Origin of the sequence: Oryzibacillus soli (assembly GCF_051594765.1) — a bacterium.
In the GTDB taxonomy this organism is placed as follows: Bacteria; Bacillota; Bacilli; order Paenibacillales; family NBRC-103111; genus Paenibacillus_AR.
The window spans coordinates 215,573-234,974 of record NZ_JBPPGJ010000008.1; the positions used below are offsets into that span (position 1 = coordinate 215,573).

Annotated in this window: 19 protein-coding genes and 1 riboswitch; of the genes, 16 read left to right on the forward strand and 3 right to left on the reverse strand. The window is 56.7% G+C overall.

Annotated features, from left to right (window positions below; translation table 11 throughout):
* The first annotated feature begins 34 nt into the window (after positions 1-34).
* From ACSEXW_RS12995 to ilvD, 8 genes are all read left to right on the forward strand, one after another.
* Positions 35-1,153, forward strand: a complete 1,119-nt coding sequence (locus tag ACSEXW_RS12995; protein WP_438446580.1) for a DGQHR domain-containing protein — start codon at positions 35-37, stop codon at positions 1,151-1,153.
* Positions 1,153-2,322, forward strand: a complete 1,170-nt coding sequence (locus tag ACSEXW_RS13000) for a DNA sulfur modification protein DndB (protein WP_438446581.1) — start codon at positions 1,153-1,155, stop codon at positions 2,320-2,322. Before ACSEXW_RS12995 ends, ACSEXW_RS13000 begins: the two co-directional genes overlap by 1 nt.
* Positions 2,323-2,453: 131 nt before the next feature.
* Positions 2,454-2,930 carry a NanQ anomerase/TabA/YiaL family protein gene (locus ACSEXW_RS13005; RefSeq protein WP_438446582.1) on the forward strand — a complete coding sequence of 159 codons (477 nt, stop codon included), beginning with the start codon at positions 2,454-2,456 and terminating at the stop codon, positions 2,928-2,930.
* Positions 2,931-3,177: 247 nt separating this feature from the next.
* Positions 3,178-4,026, forward strand: coding sequence for a 5'-3' exonuclease (locus tag ACSEXW_RS13010; RefSeq protein WP_438446652.1), 849 nt, complete (start codon positions 3,178-3,180; stop codon positions 4,024-4,026).
* A 109-nt stretch (positions 4,027-4,135) separates the two neighbouring features.
* The gene (locus ACSEXW_RS13015) at positions 4,136-5,395 is read left to right on the forward strand and encodes a methyl-accepting chemotaxis protein (RefSeq protein WP_438446583.1); all 1,260 of its coding nucleotides are present in this window, start codon (positions 4,136-4,138) and stop codon (positions 5,393-5,395) included.
* A 71-nt stretch (positions 5,396-5,466) separates the two neighbouring features.
* The gene (locus tag ACSEXW_RS13020; RefSeq protein WP_438446584.1) at positions 5,467-6,330 is read left to right on the forward strand and encodes an ABC transporter ATP-binding protein; all 864 of its coding nucleotides are present in this window, start codon (positions 5,467-5,469) and stop codon (positions 6,328-6,330) included.
* A complete protein-coding gene (locus ACSEXW_RS13025; RefSeq protein ID WP_438446585.1) occupies positions 6,327-7,034 on the forward strand; it encodes a hypothetical protein in 708 nt (235 codons plus the stop codon). Before ACSEXW_RS13020 ends, ACSEXW_RS13025 begins: the two co-directional genes overlap by 4 nt.
* A gap of 88 nt (positions 7,035-7,122) precedes the next feature.
* Complete coding sequence (gene ilvD, locus ACSEXW_RS13030) at positions 7,123-8,808, forward strand: dihydroxy-acid dehydratase (protein WP_438446586.1); 1,686 nt, start codon at positions 7,123-7,125, stop codon at positions 8,806-8,808.
* Between the two features lie 64 nt (positions 8,809-8,872).
* Here ilvD and ACSEXW_RS13035 read toward each other — a convergent pair whose 3' ends face one another.
* Positions 8,873-9,127 (reverse strand): hypothetical protein, encoded by a 255-nt coding sequence (locus ACSEXW_RS13035; protein ID WP_438446587.1) that lies wholly within the window; start codon positions 9,125-9,127, stop codon positions 8,873-8,875.
* A 69-nt stretch (positions 9,128-9,196) separates the two neighbouring features.
* Positions 9,197-9,496 carry a DUF3055 domain-containing protein gene (locus ACSEXW_RS13040; protein ID WP_438446588.1) on the reverse strand — a complete coding sequence of 100 codons (300 nt, stop codon included), beginning with the start codon at positions 9,494-9,496 and terminating at the stop codon, positions 9,197-9,199.
* Between the two features lie 254 nt (positions 9,497-9,750).
* On the opposite strand from ACSEXW_RS13040, the gene ACSEXW_RS13045 reads away from it, so the two are divergent.
* Positions 9,751-10,776, forward strand: coding sequence for an HRDC domain-containing protein (locus ACSEXW_RS13045; protein WP_438446589.1), 1,026 nt, complete (start codon positions 9,751-9,753; stop codon positions 10,774-10,776).
* 98 nt (positions 10,777-10,874) lie between these two features.
* Here the strand turns inward: ACSEXW_RS13045 and corA are convergent, their stop codons facing one another.
* The gene (gene corA, locus ACSEXW_RS13050) at positions 10,875-11,810 is read right to left on the reverse strand and encodes a magnesium/cobalt transporter CorA (RefSeq protein WP_438446590.1); all 936 of its coding nucleotides are present in this window, start codon (positions 11,808-11,810) and stop codon (positions 10,875-10,877) included.
* 547 nt (positions 11,811-12,357) lie between these two features.
* A riboswitch (SAM riboswitch) is annotated at positions 12,358-12,470 on the forward strand.
* 112 nt (positions 12,471-12,582) lie between these two features.
* Between corA and metA the strand changes: the two genes are divergently transcribed.
* From metA to ytxC, 7 genes are all read left to right on the forward strand, one after another.
* On the forward strand, positions 12,583-13,569 hold the full coding sequence (gene metA / locus ACSEXW_RS13055) for a homoserine O-acetyltransferase MetA (RefSeq protein ID WP_438446591.1): 987 nt from the start codon (positions 12,583-12,585) through the stop codon (positions 13,567-13,569).
* A gap of 113 nt (positions 13,570-13,682) precedes the next feature.
* Positions 13,683-14,840 (forward strand): aminotransferase class I/II-fold pyridoxal phosphate-dependent enzyme, encoded by a 1,158-nt coding sequence (locus tag ACSEXW_RS13060; RefSeq protein WP_438446592.1) that lies wholly within the window; start codon positions 13,683-13,685, stop codon positions 14,838-14,840.
* A 164-nt stretch (positions 14,841-15,004) separates the two neighbouring features.
* Positions 15,005-16,372, forward strand: a complete 1,368-nt coding sequence (locus tag ACSEXW_RS13065) for an EAL domain-containing protein (protein ID WP_438446593.1) — start codon at positions 15,005-15,007, stop codon at positions 16,370-16,372.
* 99 nt (positions 16,373-16,471) lie between these two features.
* A complete protein-coding gene (gene mqnC / locus ACSEXW_RS13070) occupies positions 16,472-17,602 on the forward strand; it encodes a cyclic dehypoxanthinyl futalosine synthase (RefSeq protein ID WP_438446594.1) in 1,131 nt (376 codons plus the stop codon).
* Between the two features lie 21 nt (positions 17,603-17,623).
* Positions 17,624-17,905 (forward strand): hypothetical protein, encoded by a 282-nt coding sequence (locus tag ACSEXW_RS13075; RefSeq protein ID WP_438446595.1) that lies wholly within the window; start codon positions 17,624-17,626, stop codon positions 17,903-17,905.
* A gap of 74 nt (positions 17,906-17,979) precedes the next feature.
* Complete coding sequence (locus ACSEXW_RS13080) at positions 17,980-18,126, forward strand: hypothetical protein (RefSeq protein WP_438446596.1); 147 nt, start codon at positions 17,980-17,982, stop codon at positions 18,124-18,126.
* Between the two features lie 145 nt (positions 18,127-18,271).
* On the forward strand, positions 18,272-19,198 hold the full coding sequence (gene ytxC / locus ACSEXW_RS13085; protein ID WP_438446597.1) for a sporulation protein YtxC: 927 nt from the start codon (positions 18,272-18,274) through the stop codon (positions 19,196-19,198).
* Positions 19,199-19,402 lie beyond the last annotated feature (204 nt).

Sequence of the window (19,402 nt, forward strand, 5' to 3'; positions counted from 1 at the left end):
AGCAGGGTGAAACATCTTGGACTCTATCCATTCTTTGTCTGAATTGCTGTCGGAGCAGAAGGCCGGCTCCTTCGTGGAGGTTCCGGGAAGATTGGCCAGCACCTTCGGCCAGTCAACCATCTCGACCACGCTTCCCGTCAGCAAGCTCCTGTCCATTTATGAGGTGGATCTGGAGGTTCAACGCTCCATTATTCCCGCCAACCTGTCCAAGCTCATCGACTACGTGCAGCTGTTTCTGGACCATAAGCAGACCATTTACTTCCCCGGGATCATCCTCTCCGCTCGGGGCGCAGGCGAGTACGATCAGGACGCCGGCGTTTACCGGCTGAAGGCGATCGAGAAGCTGTACGTCGTGGACGGACAGCACCGTCTGGCCGCGTTCCAGCGTCTGACCGAGAGCTTCCAGAGCTTGATGGCCCGCGCCAAGGACCGCCGGGAGTACGATAAGATGGAAGAGATCACGGAGAAGCTGAACCGTCTGTACCAGTTCCCGATGTCCGTCATGATCTATCTGGACATCGATGCCCGCCAGGAGCGTCAGCTGTTCTCCGATATCAATAAGCTGCCCCGCAAGATCGGGGGCAACCTGGCCGTTCTCCGCGACCAGCGCCGATTCTACCACGTGGTGGGCTCCCGCCTGGTCATGAGCGATGCGAATCTGCAGAGCATCGGCATCGACATGTACACCGAGCGGGGCAAGGGACCGGAGTTCCTCTGGTCGTACCACCTGCTGGTCGAAGTGCTGGCCGCCTTGTTCGAGGGCCGCATGCGCACGGCCGCCCGCAACAACGGCTACCAGTTTACCGAGCAGGATGAGAACGAGACCATGCAGCAGGCCTCGTATTATTTTGACCGGATGCTGGCTTATCTGCCTAAACCCGGGAAGGGGAACATCGCCTGGTCTGAGAACGTGCAGATCGGCTTGGCCCTGTTCGCCCACGAGGAAGCGGTCAAGACCGGCGCTTTCAACCGGTATGCGCTGGAGCATGCCATGAAGATTCTTCCCCACATCAACTGGGATGCCATCTATGTAGGGGAAGAGAAGGACCGGCTCCCGAGGCGGACTCGGATTATGAAAGCGTATCAGTACATCAGGGACTTCTACAACGAGAACCAGCTGATGCTGATCGGGACGAAGGAGGATGCAGGCTGATGGAAGGCTTATGCTTGAATATGACGATCCACCCGTTCTGCGAACGGTTCGGGCTGGCCACCATTTCCCTGCCGGTACAGGATCTCTTGAACTACACCGCGATCGATCCCATGGTGCAGCGCAAGCTGTCCGGCATGCAGCGCCGCAAGATCGCCAACTATTTGCAGGAGCGGGAGCTGGACCACGTGTTCTTCGGACCGGTAACGCTGTCGCTCCGCGATGTCAGCCAGCTGGGCCGGGAGGGCGGCAGCCTGTACCTGCGCCACGGCTCCAAGCTGAGCATTCTCGACGGTCAGCACCGGATCATGGCCTTGGGCTATGTGAACGAGCAGATGCTGAAGGAAGTGCGCCGCTACGAGAAGAAGCTGGCCTCCCTGAAGCTCAAGCAGCGCCGGCAGCCGGAATCGGAGGAGATCCGCGATGAGGCGGAGCAGACGGAGGGGCTGTTGGCCCAGTTGGAGAAGCGCCGTCTGGACCTGATGGAGACCGAGCTGTCCGTGCAGCTGTATGTCGGCCTGTCCGAGGAAGAGGAGAAGCAGCTGTTCGGCGACATCAACTCCAAGGTGCAGTTGGTCAGCAAGGAGCTGGGCCATTCCTTCGACTCCACGGACCCGCTGAACCTGGTCATCCAGCAGGTGGTGGACCACAACATTTATCTGAAGGCGGCAGGCGTGGAGAAACGCAGCAATCTGACCTCCTTCAACAAGAACTTCACCTCCTTCAGCTGGCTGTATTCGACCGCTGTCATGCTCTTCTCGGGCAGACTGCAGTCCTCTTACGAGCTGGCCCGCCGGGTCCGGAAGGCTCCGTCGACCTATGTGGAGATTCTGCACCAATTCTTCAATACCATCCTCCCGTTCATGCCGGAGCAGCCAGGTCTGCCCCAATACTCGACCTCCAGCCGGGTCATGCAGGAGAGCATCGCGCTTTACGCCCACCAGCACCTGTTCCGCGACGGAGAGTACGACGAGAAGGGCTTGGCATGCCTTCAGATCTTCAACGGCTACGATTGGAGCCATGATAATGAGGATCTGATCGGAGTCTTCGGCTCCTTGGACAACGGGAAGCTGAACCTGATCCACGAGAAGTCCCTGCGCAAGCATGTGAAGATGGTGGAGCTGTTCCAGACCTTGTACGGCGGTGCGGCGGAAGAGGAAGCGCTGGCTTAGTTTTTAGGTTCAATTCGGTTCAAATTGTGTCCGATTCGGTACCTTTCCTTTCGGAAAGGTACTTTTTCTTTGCTTTTTTGGAGGGGCGGTTGTACTCTTAGGAAGAGACTGACGAAAGAGGTGTAGGGATCATGATCGTGAGCGATTTGGCGACATGGAGCAAGGAAGAACATGTATACTCTAAGGCGTTGTCCCGCGGGGTGGCGTTCCTGACGGAGTCGAAGCCGGAGACACTGGAGCCGGGCAAATATGAGATCGAAGGCGACAAAATGTTCGCCCTGGTGCAGGAAGGCACGACGGAGCCGAAGGAGCAGCGCAAGCCGGAGGCCCACAACCGTTATATCGACATCCAATACTTGATGGCGGGCGAAGGCGAGGTCATCGGGGTGTGCCGCAGAACGCCGGAGACCGTACCGTCGGAGGACTACCTGGATTCCCGCGACATCGCGTTTTTCCAGGACGTGAAGGATGAGTCCGAGGTGCTGCTGCGCCCGGGCATGTTCGCCGTCTTCTTCCCGGATGACATCCACCGTCCGCTCTGTGCCGTTACCGGCCAAGGCGGCCCCGTGCGGAAGGTCGTCATCAAGATCGATAAGGATCTGCTGTAAGCTTAGGCGAACGCAGCAGCGGTACCGATAAGAAGCATTGCTCCCGTAATTCGGGGGCAGTGCTTTTTTTGGTGCGCCGGCATAGGCGATGATCATGGTTCCGGTGCCTTATCGCAGCCATTCCCAGGCTCCCATCCCCCGCCTGAGATATGGAAAAACCTGCGGATCCCCCGGCAGACCTGGATTCGTGATATACTTTTCTCTGAAGATCTAGACAAAAGGAGAGTAATAAGCTTTGAACAATGTGATGCTGATCGACGGAATGGCCCTTCTGTTCCGGGGCTTCTACGCCACTTCCTCCAGCGGGTATATCATGCGCACCAAAGCGGGCATGCCCACCAACGCCGTCTACGGGTTCATGAAATATATGACCGACGCCATCCGCGCCTTCAAGCCGACCCACGTGGTCTGCTGCTGGGACATGGGCTCCAAGTCCTTCCGCACGGAGAAGTTCGGGAATTACAAGGGCAACCGCCCTGAGGCTCCACTCGAGATGATTCCCCAGTTCGACCTGGTGAAGGAGGTCACGGCCAGCTTCGGCATTCCCAATGTGGGGCTCGTAGGCTACGAAGCGGATGACTGCATCGGCACCCTGGCCCGGAAATTCGGCGAGACCTGCCAGGTGCACATCCTGACGGGAGACCACGATATGCTGCAGCTCATCGACGATAACGTGAAGGTCATCATCATGAAGAAGGGCGCCAACAACTACATGGTATACGACCCAGACACCCTCCTGGCCGAAAAAAGCCTGTCCCCCAACCAGATCGTGGACCTGAAGGGATTGACGGGGGACACCAGCGACAATTATCCCGGCGTCAAGGGCATCGGCGAGAAGACGGCCGTGAAGCTCCTGTGCGAATACCAGGACATCGAAGGCATTCTGGAGAACCTGGACAAGCTGGCGGCCGGCGTGAAGAGAAAGATTGAGTGCGATCTGGACAACCTTCATCTGTCCCGGGAGCTGGCGGCCATCTGCTGCCAGGTGCCGGTGAACGTGGAGCTTCACGAGTGTGAGTGGCGTCCCGACCCGGAGAAGGCCGGCGCCAAGCTGGACGAGCTGGAGTTCAAGCATGCGATGAAGTGGATCAGCTAGTTCCATGGGCCTAACCTTTTTACGCGGCATAGACCAAACTCTCTATCAATGCTATAATATCTGGTAAAGAAATCGGTTACATTTTGTCGATAAAAAGGGAGTTGTGCTTATGGAACTTATGAGCTCATGGTCATTCCGCAAGAAACTGCAGGTGGGCTGCTATACGCTGGTCGCCGTCGCCGAGCTGCTGACGCTAATCATCGGCTTGATCAACCATGAATCTCTTGTGAAATGGCTGATTCAATTGCTTGTAACCTTAGCAGTATCCTTCCCTTTGATCCGCCTTCTGGAGAGATCCTTATCGGATTCTATCGAGCACATGTCCCGCGTGGCCATGAACATCTCCAAGGGGGACTTCTCCCAGAAGATTCACGTCACGTCGAACGATGCCATCGGCGACCTGGGCAAGTCGCTGAATCAGATGATCGACAAGCTCCGGGGCATTCTGCAGGACACCACCTCCATCACCAAGCAGGTTTCGGAGAACAGCCGGGACATCTTCGCGAAGAGCCAGGACATGAAGGACGCGCTGGGCCAAGTATCGCTGTCCACCAATGAGCTGGCGCAGGGCGCCAACACCATCTCGGAGGATGTGGCGGACATGACCGGGTCCATCCGGGATATCGAGACCAAGGTCGCCTCCTATGCCCAGTCCACGAAGGTGATGAACAAGCGGTCGGAGGAAATGATCGACCTTGTCGAGAAGGGACGCAAGGCCGTAGAGAGCCAGAGCATCGGCATGAAGAGCAACGTGGCGGCTACCAAGGCGGTGGCTCATACCATCGACCAGCTGGCAGAGCAGGCCGTCGGCATCACGAAGATTACCGCGACCATCAAGGATATTGCGGAGCAGACCAACCTGCTTTCGCTGAATGCCTCCATCGAGGCGGCCCGCGCCGGAGAGCACGGACGGGGCTTCGCCGTCGTCGCCCAGCAGGTTCGGAATCTGGCGGAAGAGGCCACCCGTTCCACGAAGGAGGTCTTCACGCTGGTGCGGAGCATCGAAGCGGGAGTCCGGGAGGCCATTGAGAACATCAAGGCCAACGAACAGATCGTGCGCACCCAGAACCAGATGATCGAAGAGACCTCCCATGTCTTCAACGAGATCGTGGACAGCGTCCAATACATTACGGAGCAGATCTCCTCGTTCTCCAAGGAGAGCGACGTTATGCTGGAGGGCGCACACCGGATCTCGGGCTCCATCGAGAACATATCGGCTATCACCCAGGAATCTGCCGCCGGCACCGAGGAGGTTTCGGCATCTATGAACGAGCAGATCTCTTCGATCGAGTCTATGGCCGAGCATGCGGAGCGGATGAACCAGGCGGTCAGCCAGCTGCAGCGCACGATCCAGATTTTCAGGTTATAATGAATAGAAGATGCCGTTTCGCTCTGTTGAAGGGCGGAACGTTTTTTTTTGTCGGGAAGGAGCGGAATGGAATGTCGACATTGGTCCGAGTAAGCGGATTGGCCAAAACCTACGGCCGCCGAACGGTTCTGCAGCCGGTAAGCTTCGAGCTGGAGCAAGGAGAGTGTCTCGTGCTGTCGGGCCCCAACGGCAGCGGGAAGAGCACTCTCTTGCGTCTGTTGGCCGGGTTGACCAAGCCAGATCAGGGCACCATTACCCTGGAATGGGAGGGCCCCTATGCACTGCGCCGAATCGGCTATGTGCCGGACCGGATGCCCCTCTTGAGGTTCACGCCCACGGAATATCTGCGGCACATGGGTGCGATCCGGGGGATGGAGAAGGGCCGTAGAGAGAGGAGAATCAAGGAGCTGCTGGCATTCTGCAGGCTGGAGACCGCCGAAGGGCAGCCGATCCGTCAATTCTCCAAGGGTATGCTGCAGAAGGTCGGGCTGATGCAGGCGCTGCTGGACGAGCCGCAGCTTCTCCTGCTGGACGAGCCCTTCTCCGGACTGGATGCCGGTTCCCAAGCGGACCTGCTGGGTCTTCTGCAAGAGCTGAAGGATCAGGGGCTCGCTTTGGTGCTGGTCTCCCACGAGCCGGAGCTGGCCGGGCGGCTGGCGGACCGGCTGCTGGTATTTGCGCCGGGCGGGGTATGCCGGGAGCTCCAGCCGGACGGGAAGGAAGAACGGATGGTCGTCCAAGCTGCCGGGCTGACGGACACTGTGGTGAAGGAATTGGTTCTCGGGTATGCCGGTCTGCAGGCAGTCCGTCATGGAGAAACCGTCCGGTTCTCCGTACCGTCCGGACGATCCGACGAATTACTGCTGGCAATGCTTCAAGCGGGGGGGAAGGTACGGAGCGTTCGCTCCGCAGGATCGGGGGAAAGAGAGACATGAAGGCGCTCGTTACATACATGCTGCATAATCTGATGAAGTCAGGCCGGTATTTTATGCCATCCGTCGCTTTTATCATCATCGTGCCTTGGATCTATACGATCAAGCCCAACCCGGTGCTGGAAAGCTACGGAACCACCTCCGCCATCCTGTTTTGCGCCGCCGCTTGGTTCACGATGCAGCTGTGGGGGGCGGAGACGGAGCGTCAGATGGAGCTGACGGTGCTTCATGCCGGCGGAATCCGGCGTTACGTATGGGGTCGGTGGATAATGCTCGGCGTATCGGGTGTAGTCTTTTCCCTTTATAGCATCCTTGTTCCCATCGGGATGTCCGCATTCAACCGCAGCGTTACGGCGGCCGATCTCCTGTTGGCTGCGTATGCGCATGGGACCGCATTCCTGTTGGGAAGCTTGTTGGTCTGGGGGGCGGAGCTCCTGTTCCGCAAGCGCAGCACGCTCCTGGGGGCTGTTCTGGTGGGAGTCACTGCCTCTTTGGCCGCTGGTGGGCTTCATGACCTACTTCCGGCATGGGGGTCCTGGGTGGTCTGGATTCTTCCGCCCATCTACAAGGTCATGGAGATTCTGTCTGTTTACGGTTCGTCGGACCGGAGCGGAGCCTTCTTTTGGCTGGAAATCATCCTCCCCTTGCTGTATTCGGCGGCCGGTGTTATAGTCTCAACCAGGCTTTTCCGTATACCCAAGGCTTGACCAAATTCGATTTTCTTTTATGCGTAAACGTGTTAAAATGTTTGAAAACATAAACCCAGTTGGAGTTGAAGGAAGGAGATTTTCCCCCATGTCCAGAGGTTCCATGCGCAGTGATATGATCAAGAAGGGCTTCGACCGGGCCCCGCACCGCAGCTTGCTTCGTGCAGCCGGCGTCAAGGAAGAGGATTTCGACAAACCGTTCATTGCCGTCTGCAATTCCTATATCGATATTGTGCCCGGCCACGTCCACCTGCAAGAATTCGGCAAGATCGTCAAGGAAGCCATCCGCGAGGCAGGCGGCATTCCCTTTGAATTCAATACCATCGGCGTAGACGACGGCATCGCCATGGGCCACATCGGCATGCGCTATTCCCTGCCGAGTCGTGAGATCATTGCCGACTCTCTGGAGACGGTCGTAGCGGCTCACTGGTTCGACGGCATGGTCTGCATCCCGAACTGTGACAAAATCACCCCGGGCATGATGATGGGCGCCCTGCGCGTCAACATTCCCACCGTCTTCGTCAGCGGCGGCCCCATGAAGGCCGGCAAGGATTCCCAGGGGCGTTCCATTTCCCTGTCCTCCGTTTTCGAGGGCGTCGGCGCATACCAGGCCGGCAAGATCGATGAGAAGGGCCTTCAGGAGTTAGAACAATTCGGCTGTCCGACCTGCGGCTCCTGCTCCGGCATGTTCACGGCCAACTCCATGAACTGTCTGGCGGAGGCGCTGGGCTTGGCGCTGCCGGGCAACGGCACCATCCTCGCCATCTGGGAGGAGCGCAAGGAGTTCGTGAAGCGGTCGGCCAAGCAGCTGATGGAGCTGATCAAGCAGGACATCAAGCCTCGCGACATCGTAACCGTGGAAGCCATCGATAACGCGTTCGCACTTGATATGGCCATGGGCGGCTCCACGAATACCGTGCTGCATACCTTGGCATTGGCGCATGAAGCCGGCATCGCCTACCCGATCTCGCGGATTAACGAAGTGGCGAAGCGGGTTCCGCACCTGGCGAAGATTGCACCGGCCTCCGATTACCATATCGAGGACGTTCACCACGCAGGCGGAGTGAGCGCCGTATTGAACGAGCTGCTGAAGAAGCCGGGCGCCATCCATGGCGACCGCATCACCGTTACCGGCAAGACGCTGGCCGAGAATGTGGCCGGCTGCGACATCAAGGACAAGGATGTTATCCATCCCTTGGATAACCCGCATTCCCAGGCAGGCGGCTTGTCCGTCCTGTTCGGCAACATTGCGCCGGAAGGCTCCATCATCAAGGCGGGCGCCGTGGATAAATCCGTCGGGACCAAGTTCGTCGGCACCGCCATCTGCTTCGACTCGCAGGATGAGGCATTGGCCGGTATCGCAGGCGGCAAGGTGAAGGAAGGCCATGCGGTGGTCATCCGCTATGAGGGACCGAAGGGCGGCCCCGGAATGCCGGAGATGCTGGCACCGACCTCCCAGATCGTAGGCATGGGCCTGGGCGCCAAGGTAGCGCTCTTGACCGACGGCCGCTTCTCGGGGGCATCCCGCGGCATCAGCATCGGCCATATCTCACCGGAAGCGGCGGAGGGCGGTCCCATCGCCTTCATCGAGGACGGGGATACCATCGAGATCGATCTGGAAAACCGTACCCTCCAATTGGCCGTCAGCGACGAGGTATTGGAGCAGCGCCGCGCCAACTGGAAGGGCTTCGAGCTGAAGGTGAAGACCGGCTATCTGGCCCGTTACTCCAAGCTTGTTACCAATGCTTCCATGGGCGGCATCATGAAGGTATAAGGATGAAGAATAAGGACGCCTCACTCCGCTGCGGAGTGAGGCGTCCTACGTTTAAGGGCGGATGCTATTCGTCGTGAGTCTCGTGGTCTCCAGGGTAGCCGCGGGACAAGCCTTCATGAAGCGTACGGTTCTCGTAGCTGAACCGGTTGGGCGGTCTTTGGTCGTCTCGCCAGGGCGTGCTCTTGCCGAGAGTTTCCGATTTCAAGTCCGACCCGAGAGGGCCTTCGGGGAATTCCTCTGCGGTCAGGTCGTTCCGCTGAGACTCCACCGTCGCCAGGTCGGTATACTTCCTATTGTGCTCATTCTTGAAGCCGTCCATGGGGTCTCCTCCGTTTCGGTGAATGGCCAAGGTGCTATCGAGATGCCTTTAGCTTCACCTGCGGAACGACTAAATATCCGTAAAGTGGATCCCGCCCACAATCTCCGCCAGGAAGGTCCGAAGCTCCTGTGCCTCCTCCTCCTCCAGCTTGAAGACGTGCTCCAGATAGCCCTCCTCCTCGAGGTCGTCCGGCCCGATAATGGCGGTCTTGCCGGTCTGAAGATCGGCAACCAGCTTCTTGCCGTAGAACCGGTTCGAAGAGGTGACGGCCAGGTCGAAGCGCTTGACGCTGGGACCAACGAAGCTGACAAAGCGTGTGGTGGTGTCCTCGGTGGTATCATACAAATAATCGAATTGGTTCGCTGCCATGTGGGGGCCTCCTGTCTCACTGCCGGTGCTGCGGCTTTTTCCCACCCATCATATCACGGGGGGTACCGAGGGGCAAAAAAACGGATGCAAAAATTCGGAAATAAAAAAGCTTGCGGAAGGGGAACGTATGTGCTATATTGGAAGTAATTTCAAGTGATTCGGAGGAAGCACCTCTTCGCCTGGGCGGAAGAGGTGCTTTTGTATTTGGTCCGTTCAGCGGCTTGAACCTCATAAACCGAAGGAGGATGGGTTACATGCAGCTGATATTCTTAAGCACGATGGAACGCAAGACGGGGGAAGACCGGGTGAGGACGGCTCAAGTGTCGATTACGGAGCACCAGGGAGCTTGGCGTGTGCTGTGGAGCGAGGAAGGCACGGACGGCAAGCCTGCCCAGGATATCTGGTATGAAGGGGACGGCTGGAAGGATCTGCTTCATGGCTTCCGGGAGGGGCTGAAGGTGAAGAAGAGTCAAGGCTACTTTCCCCTCATCGATACGTCCCTGCCCGGCGGAGGGGAAACGGCGAAGAATCGGGATATGCTGATGCTGCAGTATTACGGCGAGATGCATTATGCGGATGCCGTCTTTCAGGAACTGCGGGTATGGAGGCGGAAGACCGCCAACAAGGAGGGGAAATCCGCGTTCTTCGTAGCGACCAACCGGATGCTCTTCATGCTGGCCGCTTATTTGCCTCGTACGGTGGAGGAGCTGCAGCAGATCCCCGGGTTCGGCCAGCGGAAGGCGGAGATCTATGGCCCGGAGGTATTTGCCATCACAGGCAAGGGAGAACGGCAAACGGATTTCCCGTTGGATTGGGTCAAAGCGGAGGTGGCGGAGGCGGATTTCGATGCCTGGCTCTTAGAGCTGCAGCGTTCCCGGGAACAGCAGGAGCAGGAGAAGCTCATGCGGCGCAAGAGAGTGCTGGAGGGAGCCGCAGCCGGGTGCTCTCTGGCGGACCTGGAAGCGTCTACCGGACTGAAGCGTCCGGACCTGATCCGGCTTGTGGAGGAGCTGGACCGGAACGGCTACGATATGAGCCCGTTGATCGGGGTGGAGCTGGAGCAGGAGGATGACGCTCATACCGCCAGAGTCCGGGAGCTGTTCTGCAGTCTGGGCATCCGTTTCCTGAAGCCGGTACTGCAGGCCCTCTATACGGAGGAGGAGCTGAAGCAGGCGGATATGAACGGCTGCTATGAGAAGCTTCGGCTGCACCGGATCCGTTATAAGCATTCGCTTGAATCGGAGCAGCCTGCAGCCTCCGAGCCCCAAGCGGCCGTGTAAGACGGAAGCAGCCCCGCCGCAGTTTCTAACCCGGGAGCGAACCCGGGCCGGATACCCAAAAGCCCCCGCAGCCGCTTACGCGGCCCGGGGGCATCCTTTTACAACCAATCCTTCTTGCGGAACAGATAGAACATCGCCGCACCGACGGAGATTAATAAGCCAAGAACCACATAATAGCCGTACTTCCATTCCGTCTCGGGCATATGCTTGAAGTTCATGCCGTACAAGCCGGTGATAACGGTCATCGGCATGAAGATGGTGGTCAGCGCCGTGAACATCCGCATGATGTCGTTCATCCGGTTGGACAGGGACAGCTGGTAGGCCTCGCGCAAGTTGCCGATCAGATCCCGGAACGTATCGAAGGTCTCATGGATCTTGACGGCATTCTCGTAGATATCGTTAAAGTACTTCTGCAGATCCTCGTCAATCAGGCGAAGATCCTTCTTCGACAGAGCCATGATCACGTTCCGCTGCGGGCCAAGCACATTCTTCAGCCACATGATCTCGCTTCGCAAGCCGATGATTTCATTCTGATGGGACTTTCTCGGATGTAACAGAATGTCCTCATCCAGCTTCTCAATCTTCGATTCGATCCGGTAGCCGACCGTAAAGTAGTTGTCCACGACCAGATCCAATAGATGATAGAGAAACTTGTCGCCGGTATTGATCTCTTCCTCGAGCAGAATGGGCTTGATGGAGCGAATCTCCCGAAGCTTCTGCTTGGTGGCGGTAATGACATAATGCTTGCCCATGAAGATGTTGAGTTCCCGGAGGAAGATCTCTTCATCGTCATAGCGGATGCTGTTAACCACGACGAAATAATGGGTGTCGAAGATCTCAAGCTTCGGCCGCTGCTCTTCTTCGTTCATGCAGTCTTCAATGGCCAGCTCATGAAGATTGAACAGAGGCTGGAGCTCCAAGAGCTCGTCAACCTGGGCATCAATCCAGTAAAAGCCGTTTTCCGGCGGGTAGGTGGCGGTTTTTACGTCATCCAAGAGCGTAAAAACCCCGTTTTGCACGAGGCGCACCTTCATTGTCACCACTCCTCAAGTTATTCGCATTTCCCCGGATGGCAAGAACGGAACGGGACAACGCGAAACACCAGTCGGCATGTGGAAACTCCGAATCAGGCATGGCGGAGGCGCCAACTGGTTTTCAACGTATACGGTTTATGATCGTTCGTCCGTCTTAACCTCGCTGGGTTTCCGTCCATACTGGAACTCACCTCAAAATGACAGTTTTTTTGAGATCCCGGCAAGGGATCTTTTTGTGAGACACTCGTTAGTATAGCTCCCGCTTCGAAACTTTTCAATAAGCAATTTTCATAGGAACGGCGGGGCTTCGACACCTTCCCTGCCAAGGATTTTCAACCTCCCGGCAAGCTACATTTCCATGCCCCGGAATCCTTCGCAAGTATGCACTGTATAGTATTCGGGAACTAGTATTTCCGGTACTTCAATTTGCATCCTTTTTGCCCCAAAAGCACTCGTTTCGGAAGAAGAATTCTTATCCGAAAAATTGTCTAAAATACCTTGACGTAAGAACCTTTTACAGGTACAGTAAGAATCAAACTAAAAAACTTTCTTATCAAGAGTAGGTGGAGGGACTGGCCCGATGATACCCGGCAACCGGCACAGCTAGCTGTGTACGGTGCTAATTCTTGCAGGAGCTTTGCGGCTTCTGAGAGATGAGAAAGGGACGATCTTTGCTATTCCTCCTGCAAATCGGAACCTTTCTCCATTCGAGAAAGGTTTTTTATGTTTCAAGGGGCTTGCCCCATCCCATATTTGAAGGAGCGAGAGACGGATGCCCATCAAGATTCCCGACCATTTGCCGGCCAAAGAAGTGTTGATTAACGAGAACATTTTCGTCATGGACGAAACCGTGGCGTTCCACCAGGACATCCGTCCGCTAAGGATCGCCATCCTGAACCTGATGCCTACCAAGGAAACGACCGAGACCCAGATCCTGCGCCTTCTGTCCAATACGCCGCTGCAGGTGGAATTCGAGCTCCTGCACCCGGCAACCCATGTGTCCAAGAATACCTCGGCGGACCATCTGAACATGTTCTACAAGACCTTCGACGAAGTCTCCGACCAGCAGTTCGATGGCATGATCATTACCGGTGCTCCGGTGGAGACGCTGGAGTTCGAGGATGTGACCTATTGGGAGGAACTACAGCGGATCATGGACTGGAGCAAGGAGAACGTGACCTCCACGCTGCATATCTGTTGGGCTTCCCAAGCGGGATTGTACCATCACTTCGGCGTTCCCAAGTATCCGTTAGAAGAGAAGATGTTCGGCGTCTTCCCCCACCGGATCAATAAATCCAACGTGAAGCTGCTCCGCGGCTTCGACGAGCTGTATCTGGTCCCCCAATCCCGCCATACCGAAGTACGCCGGGAGGATATCGAGAAGATCGGGGAGCTGGATATCCTCTCCGAATCCGACGAGGCCGGCGTTTACATCGTCGCTACCAAGGACGGGCGCCAGATCTTCGTCACCGGCCACTCGGAATACGATCCCTGTACCTTGAAGTGGGAATATGACCGTGACGTGAACAAAGGGATGGAGATCGACGTTCCGAAGAATTACTATCCTAACAACGATCCCACCAAGCAGCCGCCCATCACCTGGAGAGCCCATGCGAACCTCCTGTTCTCCAACTGGCTGAACTACTATGTCTACCAGGAAACGCCTTACGATCTGAAGCAGTTGAAGAAGTCGGCTTCCAAGGATCTCGTCCCGGCCCTGTCGGGCGGACCTGATCACGATTCAGGAGCAGGCATCTAAGGCCTGGTGTCTACAGCCGCAACCGGCCAGACGGCCGATGGCAAGCGCCGGAACCGCCCGGGCTTGCCTCTTTTTCCGGAATATAGCTCATTAAAACGAGGGGGATACTATCTATGAAAATCGAAAGCCGGTTAGCCCAGATCGGTTCCATCTCCGAGCCGGTCACGGGAGCAGTCAGCTACCCGATCTATCACTCCACCGCTTATCGCCACCCAAAGCTGGGACAGAGCACAGGGTTCGACTATACGCGCACGAAGAACCCGACCCGGACCATTCTGGAGGATGCCATCGCCCAGCTGGAATCCGGAGATGCCGGGTTCGCCTCCAGCTCCGGCATGGCTTCGCTGCAGACCATCTTCGCCCTGTTCAGCCAAGGGGATCATCTGATTGTCTCCCTGGACTTGTACGGAGGCACTTACCGCCTGCTGGAGAAAATCATGAGCCGGTTCGGCATTACGGCTACCTACGTGGATACCAACGACCTGGACGCGCTTGAATCGGAGCGGACTCCCTCCACTAAAGCCGTGCTGATCGAAACCCCGACCAACCCGCTCATGATGGTGACCGACATCGAGAAGGTCAGCACCTGGGCCAAGCGACATGGTCTGCTGACCATCGTGGACAATACGCTCCTGACGCCTTTCTTCCAGCGCCCCATCGAGCTTGGAGCCGACATTGTCATCCACAGCGCCACCAAGTATCTGGGCGGACATAACGACGTTCTGGCGGGCCTGATCGTCACCAAGGGCAAGGAGCTGTCCGAGCAGGTGGCCTTCCTGCACAATTCCATCGGTGCCGTGCTGGGGCCGCAGGATGCTTGGCTCTTGATGAGAGGCATGAAGACGCTGGCGCTCCGTATGGAGCGGCATCAGGAGAACGCCACCAAGATCGCCTGCTTCCTGAAGACTCACCTGGACGTAGAGAATGTGTACTACCCGGCGCTGCCTGAGCACCTGCACCATGACGTGCAGAATCGACAGTCCTCGGGGAACACCGGAATCTTCTCCTTCCGGCTGAAGGACGCCCGTCTGGTGGAGCCGATCCTGCGCCATATCAAGCTGATCGCTTTTGCCGAGAGCCTGGGAGGTGTGGAATCTCTCATGACCTATCCCGCCGTTCAGACCCATGCGGACATCCCGGAGGAGATCCGCCGCGCGGTTGGGGTGGACGACAGACTGCTTCGTTTCTCCGTTGGCATCGAGCACGCGGATGACCTGATAGCGGATCTGGCCTATGCCCTAGAAGAGGCCCGCAAAGAGATCGGGGTTTAAGTCCCGGCAGTCGGTGGCGGACTTGGCACAATTTGATGGCGTTCGGTATACAGGCGGGGAGAAAACGGGAAGATTCGCGCCAATCCTACTATTTTTGCCTCTGGAGTTGTGCTAAACTGGTAGAGGACAGCTACCATCTTACACCTGTGTCAGGGGGAACAATAATGCGCGGCGAGACGAATCGGGGCACATGGACAAGACGGCTGCGTAAACTGTCCCGATTGATATACCCAGATCGGATGCTACAATATTTCCCGCCTGACTTTATCTTCCGCGATCCCGTTCTTCGTATGGTGAAGCGGATCCGGCGGGACGGCGGCCAGTCAGCCCTGCTGCTGTTCCATATCGAAGACTACCATGTCGTCATGAAGAACAAGTCTACGGAGCTGATCAGGACTATGCAATCCCTGCTCCAGACCTGCTTCTTGGAGACGGCGTTCGCTTATATTACCCAGCGGAACATCATCGGGATCAAGCAGTACCAGACCAACGAGATCGTCCTGTTCGTCCGGATCGAGGATGTGGAGGACTTCGGCCGGTGTGCCGTCATCGCCGGGAAGATCTGCGAGGAGCTGGAGACCCGGCTGGAGAAGCTCTTCAGCCTGCATACCGACACCCCGCTCAAGATCAAGACGGGCAGCACGCTGATCGAGAACCATCCGGACCCCGATTTTGCGGTGGATGCAGCCTATCATTATGCCATGGCCAAGGCGGCGAAGGATCTTCCCGCACACTTCGCCATGCAGAACCTACAATTCGAAGAGATTCTCCAGACAGAGGATCTGACCGTTCTGACCCAGCCGATCATGGACCTGAAGAGCGGAGAGATCTTCGGCTGGGAGGTCTTGACCCGCGGGCCGAAGAACTCCCCGTTCCATAACCCGGAGGCCCTCTTCGAGTTTGCGGACCAGGCAGAAGCTCTGCCGGACCTGGAATGGGTCGTGATCCAGAAGGCGCTCCGCGAGATCGTCGAACGGCAGATCAAGGAGCAGGTCTTCATCAACATCACCCCGGTTTCCCTGTCGGATCCGAAGCTGCTGGGCAAGCTTCTGGAGCTCTTGCGGGTGCTGAATCTGGACTCCTCCCAGCTCATCTTCGAGATTACGGAGCGCCATTCCATCCGGGACTTCGAGCAGATGGCGTCCATACTGCGGTCCTACCGGGCGCAGGGCTTCCGGTTTGCCGTCGACGACGCAGGGTCCGGCTATTCGAGCCTCCAGTCCATGTCGGAGTTGATCCCGGATATCATCAAGATCGACAAGTCCGTCATTCGGAACATCGACCGGGAGGCGGTTAAGCAGGCGATGCTCCGCTCGCTGCTCTACTTCGCGGAGAACATCAACTGTACCGTCATCGCCGAAGGCGTAGAGCGGGAGGAAGAAGCCAACATCCTGCTGCAGAATCACGTTCATATGGGCCAAGGCTATTATTTCGCCAAGCCCCAGCCCTTCGAGCACGGACGCAATATCGTCCACTTCGCCACGCTCAAGGAGAAGATCATACATATGCGCAAGCAAGCGGCTAATTTATAGGCCAAGAGCATCCTTCCCCGGGCGGGCAGGGATGCTTTTGTTTTGGAGGTATGGTAAGATAGAGGAATCATAATATGCCGTTATGGGGTGAGAGCACGCATGTCCATCGATCGGATATTGGACAAAGCGGTGGCCGGAAGGCGGATCGACGTGGAGGAGTGCGTAACCCTCTTCGAATCCGACCAAGTGGAGAAAATCGGTCAAGCCGCCAATCTTGTCATGCAGCGATGGAATCCGGAGCCGATCACGACCTTCGTCGTGGGCCGGAACATCAATTATACGAATATATGCGACGTTTACTGCCGCTTCTGCGCCTTCTACCGGGCGCCGGGCAAGGAGGACGGCTACGTTCTTCCGACCGAAACCATCCTTCAGAAGATCCAGGAAACCGTCGATGTGGGCGGCACCGAGATTCTGATGCAGGGGGGCACCAATCCGAATCTGCCGTTCACCTACTATACCGATTTGCTCCGAGAGATTAAGCGACACTTCGATATTACGATGCACAGCTTCTCTCCGGCGGAGATCATGAAGATGGTAGAGGTCTCCGGTGGATTAAGCCTGGAGGAGGTCATCCGTCAACTCAAGGAAGCCGGACTGGACTCCATCCCAGGAGGCGGAGCCGAGATTCTCGACGACCGCACTCGCAGCAAGATCAGCAAGCTGAAGGGCTCGTGGCGGGATTGGATGAATGTCATGCAGACCGCGCATGGCTTGGGCATGAACACCACGGCCACTATGGTCATCGGCTTTGGCGAATCCATGGAGGAGCGTGCCCTGCACCTGCTCCGTGTGCGGGATGCCCAGGATGACTGCCTGGAGAAGGGGCTTCCCTCCAAGGGCTTCCTGGCCTTCATTCCTTGGACCTTCCAGCCGGACAATACCAACCTGAAGAAGGAACGGGCCACTCCCGAGGAGTATCTGAAGACCCTGGCCATCAGCCGTCTGATGATCGATAACGTGCCCCATTTCCAATCCTCTTGGGTTACGATGGGCCCGGAAGTGGGTAAACTATCCTTATCGTACGGGGCGGACGATTTCGGGAGCACCATGATGGAAGAGAACGTGGTTTCCGCCGCCGGCGCCACCCACAAGGTGAATATCGAACTGATTATTCGCTTGATCCGCGAGGCCGGCAAGATTCCGGCCCAACGGAACACCAAATACGAGATCCTGAAGATATTCGGGGAGACTGCCTCGGTGGACAAGGATTTTGTGATGCAGAATTAACTTATCGAAGGAGTATGATCCATGGCTTACCAACCCAAAGTAATCGATGCCAAAGTAGTCAGCGAAAATCCGAATAACGGGTATTTCGAAATTGTAGCGGAGCTGCATGACCGCAACCGCTGCCGCCTGACCTTCGAGAAGGATCCGGAAACCGGAACACCTAAGGTCACCCATGTGAACCGGCTCTATACCGTTCCTTGCGGCATCTGCAAGAAGGACTTCCTCTGTTATTGCTTGAACCGTTACATGGATGATATCGGGGCCCAGGCCCTTGAGTTCACAGGAAAATCCAAAGTATCGTGATTGATCCCACATCCCCCGCGGATGAATGAGGGTACACTAGCAGTACAACCTTGCACAATAAGGGAGGGTCCTGGATGATCACCTGCAATGAATGCGGGAAGACCAACGGCGAAGGCGATATCGGAGAGCACTGGATATGCGACAGCTGTAAGGTGCCAGAGCCTGCAGAGCAGCCGAAGACCGCGAAGCCGTCCGAAGACCAACCGAAGAAGCATTCCTAATCGAACCCGGCACTCCTTTCCCGCTAACGCGGGAAAGGAGTGCTTTGTTTTTGCCCCCTTCCAGATAGTTGTTCGTATATCCCCTCCCCCCGGGCATATACTTTAGAAAGAACCGACAGCCTTCTGGAAGGGAGTGAAAGGCGGGATGGACAAACTTACGTTGCAGATCTTACCCGATTCGGTGATCCGGGGGCAGGATCTATACGATTGTTTGTTTCAGCATATAGATTCCACGCTACATAACAGCTCGCTGGAATGGAATCATCACAAGGGGTTCACGGAGATTACGGTGGGCAGACCCCAGTCCAGAGCCGGGAAATCCTCGAAGGTGAAAGCCGATTGGCTGGAGAGCGTAAGCGGAGTGCTGGCGGATTACTTGCTGGAGCATGCGGAGGATTTCCTTCTGACGGGCATGATCCGCAGGGGAGGGCAGTACAAGGAGGAAGAAACCGCGGATGTGCTGGGCTATTGCAAGCAGATCATGAGCGAGGAGGATTCCATGAGGGATCCCACCGCCGAGCAGCATGGCCGTACACGCCGGAAGAAGCTATTGACCCAGGACCTGCTTCAGTGCGTTCAGCAGGAGCCCATCCTGAATGTGGACGGCTTCCTTCGCTTCCGTCTGGCTAAGTATGGAGGAGAGCTGAAGGATATTATCGAGTACGCCAAGGATGAGTACCTGATGGACCAGCAGTACAAGGAATTCATCGCGCTCTTGAAGTACTTCGTCTATATTCAGGATGCCAAGATTCCCGAAGCCCACCTGCTGCACAAGGGCGGACACGAGTTCCTGCTGCTGAACGAGCAGCTGAAGCCCATCGAGACCGATCAGCTGGACACCACCTTCAAGGTGGAGTTCCTGGATAAGGACTACAGCTTCGAGGACTTGATCGTCAGCACGCTGATCACCATCGCACCCGAGAAAATCTATATCCACACCCGGGAGCCCGGCGTAGCCGTCATTAAGACCATCTCCCAAATCTTCGAAGGAAGATCGGAGATCTGCGATTACTGCGGCGTGTGCGGGTCTATTCTGGGGAATCACAGCCATCAGGATAAACTGTCCCCTTGACCTTGGGACATGGAATCTTTATAATAGGATATTATTATGAAGCCATGACCAAAGACATGAACTCCCGATACGGCGGTTCCAGAGAGAGAAGCCAGCGGCTGCAAGCTTCTTCCGCGACTGATCGAGGGTTTACCCCTTTGAGAGCTGTAGAATGGAACCGGCTGAACGCCCTTGGGCCTGCCGTAGTATATTGTACCGGGTCAT

Excerpts from the sequence above, each read along its gene's own strand:
- ACSEXW_RS13000 (WP_438446581.1), top strand. The coding sequence starts at position 1,153 with ATGGAAGGCTTATGCTTGAATATGACGATCCACCCGTTCTGCGAACGG.
- ACSEXW_RS13020 (WP_438446584.1), top strand. The coding sequence starts at position 5,467 with ATGTCGACATTGGTCCGAGTAAGCGGATTGGCCAAAACCTACGGCCGC.
- ACSEXW_RS13075 (WP_438446595.1), top strand. The coding sequence starts at position 17,624 with ATGGCTTACCAACCCAAAGTAATCGATGCCAAAGTAGTCAGCGAAAAT.
- ACSEXW_RS13045 (WP_438446589.1), top strand. The coding sequence starts at position 9,751 with ATGCAGCTGATATTCTTAAGCACGATGGAACGCAAGACGGGGGAAGAC.
- mqnC (WP_438446594.1), top strand. The coding sequence starts at position 16,472 with ATGTCCATCGATCGGATATTGGACAAAGCGGTGGCCGGAAGGCGGATC.
- ACSEXW_RS13015 (WP_438446583.1), top strand. The coding sequence starts at position 4,136 with ATGGAACTTATGAGCTCATGGTCATTCCGCAAGAAACTGCAGGTGGGC.
- ytxC (WP_438446597.1), top strand. The coding sequence starts at position 18,272 with ATGGACAAACTTACGTTGCAGATCTTACCCGATTCGGTGATCCGGGGG.
- metA (WP_438446591.1), top strand. The coding sequence starts at position 12,583 with ATGCCCATCAAGATTCCCGACCATTTGCCGGCCAAAGAAGTGTTGATT.
- ACSEXW_RS13065 (WP_438446593.1), top strand. The coding sequence starts at position 15,005 with ATGCGCGGCGAGACGAATCGGGGCACATGGACAAGACGGCTGCGTAAA.
- ACSEXW_RS13080 (WP_438446596.1), top strand. The coding sequence starts at position 17,980 with ATGATCACCTGCAATGAATGCGGGAAGACCAACGGCGAAGGCGATATC.
- ACSEXW_RS13035 (WP_438446587.1), bottom strand. The coding sequence starts at position 9,127 with ATGGACGGCTTCAAGAATGAGCACAATAGGAAGTATACCGACCTGGCG.
- ilvD (WP_438446586.1), top strand. The coding sequence starts at position 7,123 with ATGTCCAGAGGTTCCATGCGCAGTGATATGATCAAGAAGGGCTTCGAC.
- ACSEXW_RS13025 (WP_438446585.1), top strand. The coding sequence starts at position 6,327 with ATGAAGGCGCTCGTTACATACATGCTGCATAATCTGATGAAGTCAGGC.
- ACSEXW_RS13010 (WP_438446652.1), top strand. The coding sequence starts at position 3,178 with ATGCTGATCGACGGAATGGCCCTTCTGTTCCGGGGCTTCTACGCCACT.
- ACSEXW_RS13040 (WP_438446588.1), bottom strand. The coding sequence starts at position 9,496 with ATGGCAGCGAACCAATTCGATTATTTGTATGATACCACCGAGGACACC.
- ACSEXW_RS13060 (WP_438446592.1), top strand. The coding sequence starts at position 13,683 with ATGAAAATCGAAAGCCGGTTAGCCCAGATCGGTTCCATCTCCGAGCCG.
- corA (WP_438446590.1), bottom strand. The coding sequence starts at position 11,810 with ATGAAGGTGCGCCTCGTGCAAAACGGGGTTTTTACGCTCTTGGATGAC.
- ACSEXW_RS13005 (WP_438446582.1), top strand. The coding sequence starts at position 2,454 with ATGATCGTGAGCGATTTGGCGACATGGAGCAAGGAAGAACATGTATAC.